Below are 13,007 nucleotides of genomic sequence, written 5' to 3' on the forward strand. Positions count from 1 at the left end.
TGGCGGTCAGGCGGCGAGTCCGCCGAACCAGGCTCCGAAATAACCGGCATAGAGCGCCGGTCGTTCCAGGTTCATCGAATGGCCGATGCCGGGGACCACCACCAGGCGGCAGTCCGGCATGGCTTCGGCCATGGCGCGCAGATCGGCCGGCGCAATCCAGCCGTCCCACTCGCCCCACAATACGAGGTGCGGATGCCGGATCTCCGGCATGCGCCGCTCCAGCTCGCGGCTCTCCTTCTCGCGCGTTAGGTTGACCGGCGTTCCGATCCAGATCCCCTCCGACACGCCGAAGGTCTGCTCGATGATCCGGTCGAACAGCGCCTGGATCTCGCCGAGCCCCTCGCGAAAGCGCGGGACCATGTTCGGCGCCATGCTCTCCGGGACGAACAACGAAGATGCGGCGGTCGCCATCACGGACCGCGTCAGCTCCTTGCTCGCCATCATCGCCCTGAACAGCCCGATCTGGTCGGCGTTGAACGCCATGCCGAGCGGCGTCACCGGATCGAGCGCGAAGACGCGGCCGAAGCGCTGCGGGTGCATCAACAGCATGCGCGCGGCGATGATGCCGCCGGTCGAATGGGTCGCAAGGTGGCAGTAGCGGACATCGAGCGCATCGAGCGCCGCCAGCATGTCCTCGGCATGCTGCTGCATGGAGTAGTTGGAATAGTCCGCAGTTGGCTTCGGCCGGTCGCTGTCACCGCAGCCGCGCCAGTCGATTGCGATGACGCGAAGGCCGGTCGGAAACAAGGGCGCGGCGAGCTCGATCCAGTCCTTGCTGGCGAGATTGCCGTGGATGAAGACGACGGTGACGTCGCCTCGCCCCCACTCCCGCCAGCCGAGCTGCACATCACCCGCCTGCACTCTCGGCATGGGCGGGCCCTACTTGTTGAGACCGGCCGTCGGCGCCGCGCCGGGCGGCGTCGGCGCCACCGGCAAGGCCGATACCACCGCGCCCTTGATCATGCGGTCGGTGCCTTGCGGCGACGAGGTGTCGACCGTTCCCTTGGTCACGAAGTCGACGACATCGGCGGAATACTCCACGGGGTTGTCGGTGTGGATGAAGTGCCCGGTCTCCGGATAGATCTTGAGCATCGGCCGATTGCCGGCATTCGTCATTCGCGTCATGAACGGCGTGATGACGTCGCGGCCGAGGTCGGTCAGCCCGTTGAACGCGGGTGTCGGAATGAACGGCTCCTTGTCGCCGAACGCGAGGAAGATCGGCGCCTTGATCTGGGTGACCCGCTCATAGAGGTTCTTCGGATCATCCTGCTGCAGCTCGGCGCCGATGGTGTAGATGTCGAAGATGAAGACGTTGCACCACTGGTCGAGCTCCTTCGGGTTGCCCTTGGTGAGCCCGACGCGCTGCTCGGTGTGAAGGCGGGCATATTCGCTGTCGCTGAAGAAGTAGCCGCTCTTCGCAGCCGACACCACGCCGGTGTTGGGGTCACGCTTCCTAAAGTAGAAGAAGTCGCGGATGTTCTGCTCGTCGCGCGCCTTTTCCGCGGCGAGAATGCCGGTCTGGTCCCAGACCTGCTTCCACTTGTCGAAGTCGCGGCCGAGGCCGTCCTGGAACAGCGGCGCCTTCTTGTCCTTGGCGATGGTGATCTCACGCGGATATTCCTCGAGGCCCGACGGCGCTTCCAAAGCGAGGCCCTGCACCGCATCCGGCCAGGTCAGCGCATAGCCCACGACGAACTGACCGCCGAGCGAGTGACCGAGATAATAGGCCTTCTTGACGCCGAGCTGGTTGACGACGAGGTCGTAGATCACCTCGCGCATGTCCTGCATCGTGCGCGCCGGGCTCTTGTCGAGATTGCCGGGCCCCGACATGCCGTAATGCGGCAGGTCCGGCACGATCACGCGCAGGCCGCTGCGTAGCGCGTATTGCATGATGTTGCCGTAGTGACCGCCGAACGCGCCCTTGCCGTGGATGATGACAAGCACCTTCGGATCCTTGCCGGTGCCGGCATACTCGTCCATGTAGCCGATTTCCCAGGAGTTGCCGCTCTTGTCCTTGGCGTTGGCGAATTTGACCGGATAGGGATAGGTCACATACGCCTTCCAGAACGACTTCTTGGGATCGATGTTCTGGGCGACGTCGGCCACGCGGTAATTCTTGTCGACGAATTTCTGGGCGCGGTCGAGCGCCGCCACGTCGTCCATGAAGGCGACGAACTTCGGATCGTTCTTGCGCTGGTTGATGATCGGGAACACGCCGTAATGCGCGACCGGGCTCTCCTGCGCGATCAGGTCCGCACCGGGCACGCGATCGACGGCCTTCTGCGCCAGCTTGAAGTTGAGCCAGAGATCGTTGGTGATGTGCATCACCAAGGTACGGGCCTGGATGCGGCCGAGATACGGGTTGATGTTGTGCGTCTCGCCGACCCGGTTGCGCCAGACGAGGTCGACTGCATCATAGAGCTTGGCGCGGTTGGTGACGTTCAATCCCGCCTTCTCGTTCGGCGGATCCCAATAGAAGATCTCCGGCTGCACCGCTGGCCAGTTCTGGGTCGTGCGGAAGGCAAAGTCGTAACCGGTCATGCCGAGGATCGACCAGCCGAATGCAACGCCGGGGACCGGATGCTTTTCCTTGGGCAGCTTGTAGTAGTCGCCATTGGTGGACTGCCAGACGGGATCGGACTCGATCGCCGCCGTCATCATCTGGAACGTCCAGTTGCCGACGGGGTCCTCGCCATCCGACTGCGTGGTGCCGCCGATCGGCATCAGGGCGTTGATGTATTCCGGATGCATCACGCCCCAGACGTAAGTCTGCGTGCCACCCATGGAGACGCCGGTCACCAGCGCGACGCGCGCGACCTTCAGCTCGTCACGCAGCAGGCGGTAATTCGCCTGCACCATGTCGTAGTAGCTGTACTGCGGAAACTTGATGCCGAGGCCGTCCGACGGCTTGCTGGCGCCCCAGGTGCCGAGCGGGTCGACCATGATGACGTAATAGCGATCGGTGTCGATCGGCCGGCCCGGACCGATGATCGGCACGCCGCCCGACAATGCGGCGCCTTTCACCCACTGCTCGTACATGTCGGTGGAATCGCCGGAATAATAGGAGTTGATCACGACGGCGTTGGTGATCTCGCCGGCCGCGTTGCGCCGGGCGTTGCCGATGGCGATGTAGGCGGTGCGCAGCTTGCCGGCGCCGAGCGACTCCAGCGTGACACCGCCCTCGCCGCCGTTCTCCCATTTCGAGGGATCAGACAGGTCATACTTGCCGCCAAGGCGGAAGTTGGCGATCTCGTAAGTTTTCTTCAAACCGTCATGCTGCACCTGCGACGAACGCCGCGTGAAGGGTTGTGCGATTGCGAGCGCCGTGCCGACCAGCAGCAGGACCAGACTGATCAAGCAGCGCTTGACGATATCTCTCGCGATCATGACGGAGTCCTCCCTCGCGCATTTTGGCGAGACGCTAGGCAAGGCAGCCGGGCGAGCTTTGATCTAACTCAATGGAATGTGCTTGCCGGGGTTGAGGATCGCGCAATCGAAACCGCCGCCGGCCAGCGCAATGCCCTTCCTCAGTCATGGCTCATACCGGATACGCTATGAGCTGGACGGGCCGGCGAATGCCCCCGTCTATGTGCTCGTGAACGGGCTTACGCAATATGCCGAACTCTGGTCGGCCTATCGCGAAGCGCTGCTGGCGCGCGGCTTTCGCGTTGCGACCTTCGACCTGCTCGGCCAGGGCGCATCCGACAAGCCGACGCTCTTCATCAGCCAGGACGACCAGGTCACAGCGCTACGCCTCCTGATTGACGAGCTCGGCGACGGCCCGGTCTTCCTGAGCGGTATCAGTTTCGGCGGCCTGATCGCGCTGCGCTATGCCATCGCGCATGGCGCGCGGCTGTCCGGGCTCGTGCCGATGAGCTGCTTTGCCGAGCTCACACCGCAGCTTCTGCTGCTCGGCAATGCCTTGCGGACCGGGCTGATCCTCGGCGGCACAAGCTACCTCCAGGACCTCTTGCTGCCGATGAACCTGTCGGACCAATGGCTGAAGCCGCTGCTGGACAAGCTCGACGGCGTCAAGCGCCAGGGCTGGCTGGTCAACGACGTCTACGCGCTCCAGAACCTGATGGAATCCTTCCTCGACTTCGAGCCGCTCACACCGCGCCTGTCCGCCATCACGGTTCCGACCATGATCCTCAACGGCGAGTTCGATTTCCTGACGCCGCGCAGCCTGCACGAGACCCTGCGCGTCGAAATTCCGAACAGCTCGCTGGTGATCATGCCGAAGGCCTATCACGCCTTCACGCTGGAGAAAGGCGCGCTGACGGCCGATCTGCTCGCGCGCTTTGCCGACGACGTGCTGGCCGGGCGCTGGCAAGGCAATCAAGCGGTCTGGATCGCACCGGATGAGCCCGGCGGCGAACTCACGCCGTTTCCCGCCGGCTACGATCATCTCCGCGCCATCCCGGTCAAGCGAGCGCCGTCATGAGCGGCTTCCTCGGTCCACTCGATTTCGACGGTCGCACTCCGCCGCGCCAGCAGACGCGGGTGGCGGCATTCCTGATCTCGGCGCATGGCGCCCTCGCCCGGCAATTCGCATTCACGCTGCCCATGAGACTCGACGCTGCCTGGCAGACCGAATTGAACGCGCAGTTCTATCGCGAGAGCGAGATCGTCTCGCTGCTGATGCGTGCCACCTCCTGGATCCCCGATCTTGCCCTGGGATACATGGCCGCATCCTGGGAGGCCGCCTGGTTGCCGGCGCCCATCGACGGGATCGCAGATCCTCGCCTCGCGCAGGCGGTCCACCTCGCAACACTTGCCCATGCCGTTCACGCCGGCATCCGACCGGCTGCGCTGCTGCCGGTCGAGGCCAATGCGCAGGATCCGTTTGTCATGGCATTGCGCCGCATCGAGTTCGAGAGCAGCCGGCTGTTGCAGGCGCAGATCCTGTTCCTTAAGGGAGCGGACCTTGCGCCATATCGGGACGCCGTGAGCGCGGCGCTCGAGCAGCGCCACGCCGGCGTTCGCAAGCTCTGGCGCGAGACGCTCGCGGGCATCGGCGTGGATGCACCCGGAACGGAATGACCGGAAGTCTTGATGCAGATCAAAGGAGGGCAACCGGCCGGCGCCAACATCCACGTACTGTAGCCTTTCTGCCCATCGCCGGCCGCCCGGGAGTTTCAATCATGAAGGCCGTCTCCGTCGAAGAAGCCGTTGCGATGATTCCGGCAGGCGCCAGCGTCATGGTCGGCGGGTTCATGAGTGTCGGCACGCCGGAGCGCCTGCTCGACGAGATCGTGCGGCAGAGGAAGACCGGGCTGACGCTGATCTGCAACGACGCAGCCACGCCCGGCAAGGGCGTCGGCAAGCTATTCGATGCATCGCTGGTCTCCCGTTTGATCGCGACGCATATCGGTCTCAATCCGAAAGCGCAGCAGCAGATGCTGGCGAACCAGATCGCCGTCGATCTCGTTCCGCAAGGCACCTTCGTCGAGCGCATTCGCGCGGGCGGATGCGGCCTCGGCGGCGTGCTCACGCCGACCGGCGTCGGCACGCTGGTTGCGGAGGGCAAGCGCCAGATCGAGGTCGACGGCAAACCCTTCCTGCTCGAGACCGCGCTGCGGGCGCAATTCGCGCTAGTGCACGCCTTCCTCGCCGACTATCTCGGCAACCTCGCCTACGCGCTGACCTCGCGCAACTTCAACCCGATCATGGCGATGGCCGCCGACACCGTCATCGTCACGACGGAGAACATCGTGCCGGTCGGCGTCATCGCGCCCGATCATGTCATGACACCGGCGCCGCTCGTCGACTATCTCATCACCAACGGGTGAGCCATGGATCCACAGACCATCATCGCCCGGCGCGTCGCCCAGGAGCTCCGCAACGGCAACCTCGTCAATCTCGGCATCGGCATCCCGACGCTGGTGGCCAATTACGTGCCGTCCGACCTCAAGGTCTTCTTCCAGTCGGAGAACGGCCTGATCGGCACCGGGCCGATCCCCGAGCAAGGGATGGCGCATCCCCTGCTGACGGATGCCGGCGGGCGCCCGATCAGCGCGCTGCCGGGCGCCTCTACCTTCGACAGCGCAATGTCGTTCGGATTGATCCGCGGCGGCCACGTCGATATCACCGTGCTCGGCGGCCTCCAGGTCGATGCGCACGGCCTTCTCGCCAACTGGATGATTCCCGGCAAGATGGTGCCGGGCATGGGCGGCGCGATGGACCTCGTGAGCGGCGCCAAGCGCGTCATCGTCGCCATGCAGCACGCCGCCAAGGGCAAGTCGAAGATCGTGACGAAATGCTCGCTGCCGCTGACCTCGGCGCGCCCTGTCAACCTGGTCGTGACCGACATGGCCGTGATCGGCTTCCCCGACGGCAAGGCAACGCTCCTGGAAACCGCGCCCGGCGTCAGCGTCGGCGAGGTCCTGGCGCTGACGGAAGCAGAATTGGCCATTCCCGATCACGTTCCGGAAATGAAGCTCTGAGCAGGGTGACCATGCGGATCTTCAGCGACTTCCACGAGATCAAATCCGCGGTCGGCACCGAGATCGGCGCGAGCGACTGGATCGAGATTACCCAGGAGCGCATCAACCTGTTCGCCGAGGCGACCTGCGACGAGCAATGGATCCATGTCGACCAGAAGCGCGCGAGCAAGGAGATGCCCGGCGGCAAGACTATCGCCCACGGTCTGCTCTCGCTCGCCCTGGCGCCGCTGTTCATCCGCTCGGTGATCGGCCTTAAGGGCCTGCGCAACACGCTGAACTACGGCGCCGACCGGATCAGATATCTCGCGCCCGTGCCGGCAGGCTCGAAACTGCGCGGCCGCGTCACGGTCGCCGAAGCCGAGGACGTGCCGCCCGACGGATTGCGCGTCAACTATCACCTCGTGATCGAGATCGAGGGCGGCAAGAAGCCCGCCTGCGTCGCCGAGCTGATCGCCCTGCACTACCGCTGAAACAGAAAAATTCGAAAACAACCCCATGCACAGTAGCCACGGGGTTGATCGCACAGCATTTTTCTGATTTAGCGAAATCATCATTGACCCGTCGGGCAAAACAGTGGCAATATGCCATGATCAGCCCGAGCGTCCAGACGGCCCAGCCCCGCGTGACGACGCGCGGATGCGCGATCAATCGATGATGTGATAGCCACCATCGATGTAGAGCACACCGCCAGTGATCAGCTTGGCGCCGTCAAGCGCGAGGAAGGCGGTGGCGTTGCCGACATCGTCGATGCTGACGAGGCTGCGCGAGGGCGCCTTGGATTGCGCCTTGTCCATCAGCTCGTCGAACTCCGGAATGCCCGAGGCCGCGCGGGTCGCAAGCGGTCCCGGCGAGATCGCGTGGACGCGGATGCCCTTCGGACCCAGTTCGGCGGCAGCATAGCGAACCGAGGCTTCGAGCGCGGCCTTGGCGACACCCATGATGTTGTAGTTCTCCACCACCATCTGACTGCCGTAATAGGTCATCGTGAACAGCGTTCCGCCGTTCTTCATCAGCGGCTCGGCGAGATGCGCCATGCGCAGGAACGACCAGCAGGAGACGTCCATGGTCTTGAGGAAGCCGTCGCGACCGACGTCGACAACGCGGCCATGCAGCGCTTCCTTCGGCGAGAAGGCGATGGAATGAAGCAGGAAATCGAGCTGGCCCCACTCCGACTTGATCCGCTCGAACACCGCTTCGGTCTGGCCTTCGACCATGACGTCGAGCGGCATGAAGATCGGCGCTTCCAGCGCCTGCGCCAGCGGCTCGACGTGCTTTTTCGCGCGGTCGTTCAGATAGGTGACGGCGAGATCGGCACCGAGCGCCCGAAACGCCCTGGCGCAGCCCCAGGCGATCGACTGATCGTTGGCGATGCCGACGACGAGGCCCTTCTTCCCCTTCAGGGCGACCTTGCTGTCCGGAAACACTGGGATCATGACACCCTCTCATGTCTGGGGTTTGGCGAGTGGCCGTTCATCAAGAGCGCCAGCGTGTGCTGCGCGATCATCAGCTCCTCGTCGGTCGGCACGACATAGACGGGGATGCGACTTGTCGCCGTCGAGATCAGCCGCGCGTGGCGCGCGTTCTCAGCCGCATCGAGCGTCACGCCGAGCCAGCCGAGCTGCTCCGCCACGCGGGCGCGGATGCTGCTCGAGTTCTCGCCGATGCCGGCGGTGAAGACGAAGGCGTCGAGGCCCTGGAGCGCGGCGGCGAGCATGCCGGCGTTGAGGCCGATGCGATAGACGAAATAGTCGACCGCCAGCCTCGCCTGCGGATCGGGGCTTGCCTCCAGCTCGCGCATGTCATTGCTGACGCCGGAGAGACCTTTCAAGCCGCAATCGCGGTAGAGGAAATCCTGCACCTTCGATGCCGCCATCCCCTTCTCGGAGATCAGGTACAGCACCACGCCCGGATCGAGCTGGCCGGGGCGCGTGCCCATTGGCAGCCCGTCGAGCGCGGTAAATCCCATGGTGCTCTCGACGCTCTGTCCGCCCTTCATCGCGCACATCGATGCGCCGCTTCCGAGATGAGCGACGATCACCCGGCGCTTTGCGATATCGGGCGCGATCTGCGGCAGGGTCCGGGAGATGTACTCATAGGACAGCCCGTGGAAACCGTAGCGCCGCACGCCTTCAGCGTGAAGCTGATGCGGGATGGCGTAATGATCGGCCAGCGGCCCATGCGTGCGGTGAAACGCGGTGTCGAAGCAGGCGACCTGCGGCACCTCAGGGAAATTGGCCAGGATCGAGCGGATCGGCGCCAGATTGTGCGGCTGATGGAGCGGCGCCAGGGCGACGAAGCGCTCAAGGCGCGCCACCACGCCATGGTCGACCAGGACCGGCCGCTCATAATCCGGCCCGCCATGGACGACGCGATGCCCGACCGCCAGCGGATGGATGCGAACCTCGTTCCGCAGCCATTCGCCGGCGACGTTCATCGCCGCCGGAACATCCGCAATTGCCTCGATCGGATAGGCACGGTCGGCCATGGGATCGCCGCCTGCCCCACTCGCGCGCAGACGCGGGCGGCTGCCGATGCCATCCACCTGCCCTTTGATCAGCCGGCGCAGCGTGCCCTCACCCTCGGCCGCGAAGACCTGGAACTTGACGCTCGACGAGCCGGCGTTGACGACGAGAATGCTGTCCATGGCGGTCACGCCGGTACTGTCGGCGCCTTCTGGCGCCTTGCGTGGGCATAGAGCGCAGCGACGGCGCAGGACGCCATCCGTGCCCGCGGAGTGTCGGCGCGCGAGGTCAGGACAATAGGCACGCGCGCGCCGAGCACGATGCCGGCGCCATCGGCCTTGGCGAAATAAGCAAGATTCTTGGCAAGCATGTTGCCGGCTTCGAGGTCGGGCACGACCAGGATCTGCGCGCGGCCGGCGACCTCGGATTTGATGCCCTTGATGCGTGCGGATTCGACGTCGATCGCGTTGTCGAAGGCCAGCGGCCCATCGAGCAGGCCGCCGGTGATCTGCCCGCGATCCGCCATCTTGCAGAGCGCGGCCGCCTCGATCGTGGAGGGGATTTTCGACGTGACCGTTTCCACCGCGGACAGGATGGCGACGCGCGGCGATTTGCCGAAGTTCGCCTGGGCGTACAGATCGATCGCGTTCTGGATGATGTCGCGCTTGGCGTCGAGATCGGGGAAGATGTTGATCGCAGCGTCGGTGACGAAGATGGTCTCGGCATAGGCCGGCACGTCCATGACGAAGACATGGCTGATGCGCCGATCGGTCCGCAGGCCCCCGACCTTCGCCGTCACGGCCCGCATCAGCTCGTCGGTGTGCAGGCTGCCCTTCATCAGCAGCTCGCCCCGCGCGGCGTGGATCAGTTCGACGCCCTTGGCTGCGGCATCGTCGCTGTGCGCGGCATCGACGACCTCATAGCCGGAAATGTCCAAGCCGAATTTCGCGGCCGTATCCCTGATCTTCCGCTCCGGCCCGACCAGCAGGGGCCGGATGATGCCGGCCACGGCGCTGTCCACGGCGCCCCGCAACGATGTCTCGTCGCAGGGATGCACGACGACGGTCGGCGTCGGCGGGATCGCCTTGGCAGCGGCGATCAGACGATCGTACTTGCTGGGAGACTGCGTGGCCGTCGCATCTGGTGACATGATGTTGCTCCCGGTCCCTGCAATTCTGGCTACGACGCCTTCGCCCTTGGATCAAAAGGGGCAACATTCGACGCCGTCTCGGAAGGCTCGCTGATGTCGAGGCCGAACAGGCCGGCGACCTGCCGCAGCCGTTTGGCCCGCTCGCCGGTGACGTCCTCGCTCGCGGACAGCACCTTCTCGATCGCCTCGAAAGCGCCGCGGCGAAGATTGACGTCGTCAGGCAGCATCTTCGGGATGGCGGCCAGCGCCGCGGCGCGATCGAGCAGCAGCATGAAGAACTGCTCCCGCACCAGCATCTTGAACTCTGGCAGGGTCATGCGCGCGCCGGCATGGTCGCGGCGGACCTGGCGCAACGCCTCGATGCTGCGTTCATCGACCATCCCGCGCGCCGAGCCGACATAGAGCAAAGCGCGCAGCGCAGCTTCCCGCAGACCGCCCTCGCCGATCCGCGATTTCAGTTCAGCGATGCGCCTCTCGAGCATGACGCGGTGCTCGGCGGTCATCTCACGCCGCTGGGATGGCGCAGAGGCGGGATCGATCCCGACCGCCGCCTGCAGCGCCGGCGAACCATAGACGCTGAGGAAGATCGCTTCGCTCAGCGCCTCCTGCGTGTCGCGCCAGCTGTCCAGGGCGTGAACGATCTGCTTCGAGATCTGCTCCTGGAACGCCAGGAACGGATTGTCCGCCGCGACCGGCTTGCGCTCCTCCTCGGCCTTCTCGGCCAACGATTTCACCGTCGCCATATAGGGATTCCGGCTGCTGAACAGCTCGTATTGCAGCCGCAGCGGATGCATGTTGTGGGCCCACTCGGCCATCTTGGGCGTCACCATGCCCTTGATCCAGGGCTGGAGGAATTTCTGATAGGCCTTGAGATTGATCTCCGAGACGCGCTTGGCGGTGGCAAAGCGCCGCTCGTCCTCGGGCGAATTGCCGCCCATGGCGCGGATGTCGTCGAGCGTCCGCGCCTCGCAGCGCATCACCCATTGCCCAACCACCAGCTCCGAGCTCGCGGTCTCCTTCCCCTTTGCCTCGAAGGTGGCCTCATAGAGCCCGGGCGGCAAAACGTCGATCAAATCGATATTGCCGGAGAACTCCGCATGCTCCTTCTTGGCGATGCCGCCGGAGACGAAGATGCCGAGATGACCGATGCTCTCGTGCACGGTGTAGACGATGGTCTGGCCATAGGCCCTGATCTCGTCGACATCGGCGTAGCAGTCCAGGATCCAGTCCAGCGCCTGCTGCGGCGGCGTGATGTTGTCGCCCTTGGAGCAGAACACCACGATCGGCGACCTGATGCTGCGCAGGTCGACCCTTTGGCCGTCCGACATCTCGATCTTGCCGGCCGCGAGATTGTTGCCGACGAACAGCTCGTCGACGATGAACTGGATCTCCTCGGCGTTGAGGTTGACGTGGCCCCCCCACCAGCGCTCGAATTCGAGATAGCGATCCGCCTCGGTGTCGACCTTGGAATAGACGTTGTATTGCTTGGTCCACAGCGTGTTCGACGGGTTCTGGTTTTCGAAGTTCTGCACCAGCCAGGCGCCATCGAACTTGCCGGCGCCGAGATCGCTGGTGAGCGCGGTGAGCCAGCTCCCGCCGAGCAGGCCGCCGGAATAGCGCATCGGATATTTTCCGTGCACGCCGGCCCAATAGGCAAGCGGTGCGCCGGCGATGATCAGCGGACCGAACAGCTCGGGACGCAGCGAGGCCAGGATCATGAGGGCCCATCCGGCCTGGCAATTGCCGATCACGCAGGGCTTGCCGTCGGCGTCGGGATGGCGCTCGATGACCTCTTCGATGAAGATGGCTTCGGCACGCGCGATGCGCTCGATGGTCTGCCCGGGCATCGGATCCGGCAGGAACCCGATGAAATAGCAGGGATGGCCTGCCTTCATGGCGACGCCGATTTCGCTGTCGGCCTTGAAGCCGCCGATGCCGGGGCCGTGGCCCGCACGCGGATCGATCACGACGAACGGCCGCCGGTTCATGTCGATCTCGACATTGGCGGGCGGAATGATGCGCACCAGCGCGTAGTTGACGGGATCGTCGAGCTTGCGCCCGTCCATGATCAACTCGGCGGAATATTGCAGGACATGCGGCGCGGTCTGCGCGACGTGTTCCCGGTACTGATCACCGCGGCGGCGCATGATGTCCAGGAACAGGACGCTGCGCTGTCCCGCATCGATCATGTATTCGACCGCCGAAGCGACGAGGCCCGACATCGGACCGCCCGGAATTTGCGCTTTTTCGATAGACATGTTTCGACCTCTCCGTCGCGTTCGCCAATTGACGGCGGTGGGCCAGGAGGAACGTTGATCTAGGTCAAGATGACCTGCACGCTTGAAAGGCTCTTGTCCTGTAACAGGCTTACGAGGCGCGGTTTGCTTGACGCGCCAATAGCTGCCGGGCGACATGGGCATGTCACAAATTGCTGATTACAGCGCGCAAGCCGCGCTGAAGGACGGCATTCCAGTCGAGATTCGTGCGCTTCGGCCGAGCGACGAGGCGGACATGCTCGCCGCGATCGAGCGCACCGGCCCGAGCTCGCTGCAGAGCCGGTTCTTCGTCATGAAGCGGCACTTCTCGGAGAAGGAGCGCGCCTATTTCATGGACGTCGATTTCAGCAATCACGTCGCACTGGCCGCTTGGGTCGAGGAACACGGTCGTCGGATCATCGTCGGCGGCGGCCGATATGTGGTCACACATCCCGGCGAGGCTGAGATGGCCTTCGTCGTGGTGGATGCCTGGCAAGGCCGCGGGATCGGTTCCCTGCTGCTGAAGCATCTCATCGACATCGCGCGGGAACAGGGGATGCGCGAGCTCACGGCCGAGGTTCTGGCCGACAACGCGTCGATGCGGCGGGTGTTCGCGAAGTCAGACTTCAGGCCTGGGCGAAGCGATGATCCGAGGACAGTGCGTCTGACCCTCGCCCTAGGGCCCGCTTGAGCC

Annotated in this window: 12 protein-coding genes; 6 read left to right on the top strand and 6 right to left on the bottom strand. The window is 64.5% G+C overall.

Translation table 11 applies throughout. The features are described 5' to 3' along the window. Positions 1 to 6: 6 nt before the first annotated feature. Together AAFG16_RS31915 and AAFG16_RS31920 are read right to left on the bottom strand one after the other, a co-directional pair. Complete coding sequence (locus AAFG16_RS31915) at positions 7 to 870, bottom strand: alpha/beta hydrolase (RefSeq protein WP_342731671.1); 864 nt, start codon at positions 868 to 870, stop codon at positions 7 to 9. 9 nt (positions 871 to 879) lie between these two features. Then, positions 880 to 3,387, bottom strand: coding sequence for an alpha/beta hydrolase (locus AAFG16_RS31920; protein WP_342731673.1), 2,508 nt, complete (start codon positions 3,385 to 3,387; stop codon positions 880 to 882). A 130-nt stretch (positions 3,388 to 3,517) separates the two neighbouring features. Between AAFG16_RS31920 and AAFG16_RS31925 the strand changes: the two genes are divergently transcribed. The 5 genes from AAFG16_RS31925 to AAFG16_RS31945 all read left to right on the top strand — a co-directional run bounded on the left by AAFG16_RS31925 (position 3,518) and on the right by AAFG16_RS31945 (position 6,916). Beyond that, positions 3,518 to 4,444, top strand: coding sequence for an alpha/beta hydrolase (locus tag AAFG16_RS31925; protein WP_342731675.1), 927 nt, complete (start codon positions 3,518 to 3,520; stop codon positions 4,442 to 4,444). Beyond that, entirely contained in the window at positions 4,441 to 5,043 is a 603-nt protein-coding gene (locus AAFG16_RS31930) for a hypothetical protein (RefSeq protein WP_342731677.1), read from the top strand. The genes AAFG16_RS31925 and AAFG16_RS31930 overlap by 4 nt, the downstream gene beginning before the upstream one ends. A gap of 101 nt (positions 5,044 to 5,144) precedes the next feature. After that, complete coding sequence (locus AAFG16_RS31935) at positions 5,145 to 5,792, top strand: CoA transferase subunit A (RefSeq protein ID WP_283080444.1); 648 nt, start codon at positions 5,145 to 5,147, stop codon at positions 5,790 to 5,792. A gap of 3 nt (positions 5,793 to 5,795) precedes the next feature. Next, positions 5,796 to 6,446, top strand: coding sequence for a 3-oxoacid CoA-transferase subunit B (locus tag AAFG16_RS31940; protein WP_342731679.1), 651 nt, complete (start codon positions 5,796 to 5,798; stop codon positions 6,444 to 6,446). A gap of 11 nt (positions 6,447 to 6,457) precedes the next feature. Next, a complete protein-coding gene (locus AAFG16_RS31945; protein ID WP_283080446.1) occupies positions 6,458 to 6,916 on the top strand; it encodes a MaoC family dehydratase in 459 nt (152 codons plus the stop codon). A 174-nt stretch (positions 6,917 to 7,090) separates the two neighbouring features. Here the strand turns inward: AAFG16_RS31945 and fabI are convergent, their stop codons facing one another. The 4 genes from fabI to AAFG16_RS31965 are packed head-to-tail and all read right to left on the bottom strand — an operon-like array spanning position 7,091 to position 12,316. Then, positions 7,091 to 7,879, bottom strand: a complete 789-nt coding sequence (gene fabI, locus AAFG16_RS31950) for an enoyl-ACP reductase FabI (RefSeq protein WP_342731682.1) — start codon at positions 7,877 to 7,879, stop codon at positions 7,091 to 7,093. Next, positions 7,876 to 9,090, bottom strand: coding sequence for an acetate kinase (locus AAFG16_RS31955; protein WP_283080448.1), 1,215 nt, complete (start codon positions 9,088 to 9,090; stop codon positions 7,876 to 7,878). Before AAFG16_RS31955 ends, fabI begins: the two co-directional genes overlap by 4 nt. Before the next feature lie 5 nt (positions 9,091 to 9,095). Beyond that, positions 9,096 to 10,058, bottom strand: a complete 963-nt coding sequence (locus AAFG16_RS31960; RefSeq protein WP_283080449.1) for a phosphate acetyltransferase — start codon at positions 10,056 to 10,058, stop codon at positions 9,096 to 9,098. A gap of 29 nt (positions 10,059 to 10,087) precedes the next feature. Further along, positions 10,088 to 12,316 carry a DUF3141 domain-containing protein gene (locus AAFG16_RS31965; RefSeq protein ID WP_342731685.1) on the bottom strand — a complete coding sequence of 743 codons (2,229 nt, stop codon included), beginning with the start codon at positions 12,314 to 12,316 and terminating at the stop codon, positions 10,088 to 10,090. A 253-nt stretch (positions 12,317 to 12,569) separates the two neighbouring features. Here AAFG16_RS31965 and AAFG16_RS31970 point away from each other — a divergent pair, with 253 nt between their 5' ends. Further along, positions 12,570 to 13,004, top strand: coding sequence for a GNAT family N-acetyltransferase (locus AAFG16_RS31970; RefSeq protein ID WP_342731687.1), 435 nt, complete (start codon positions 12,570 to 12,572; stop codon positions 13,002 to 13,004). The last annotated feature ends 3 nt before the right edge of the window (positions 13,005 to 13,007 follow it).

Origin of the sequence: Bradyrhizobium sp. B117, assembly GCF_038969555.1 — a bacterium.
Lineage (GTDB): Bacteria > Pseudomonadota > Alphaproteobacteria > Rhizobiales > Xanthobacteraceae > Bradyrhizobium.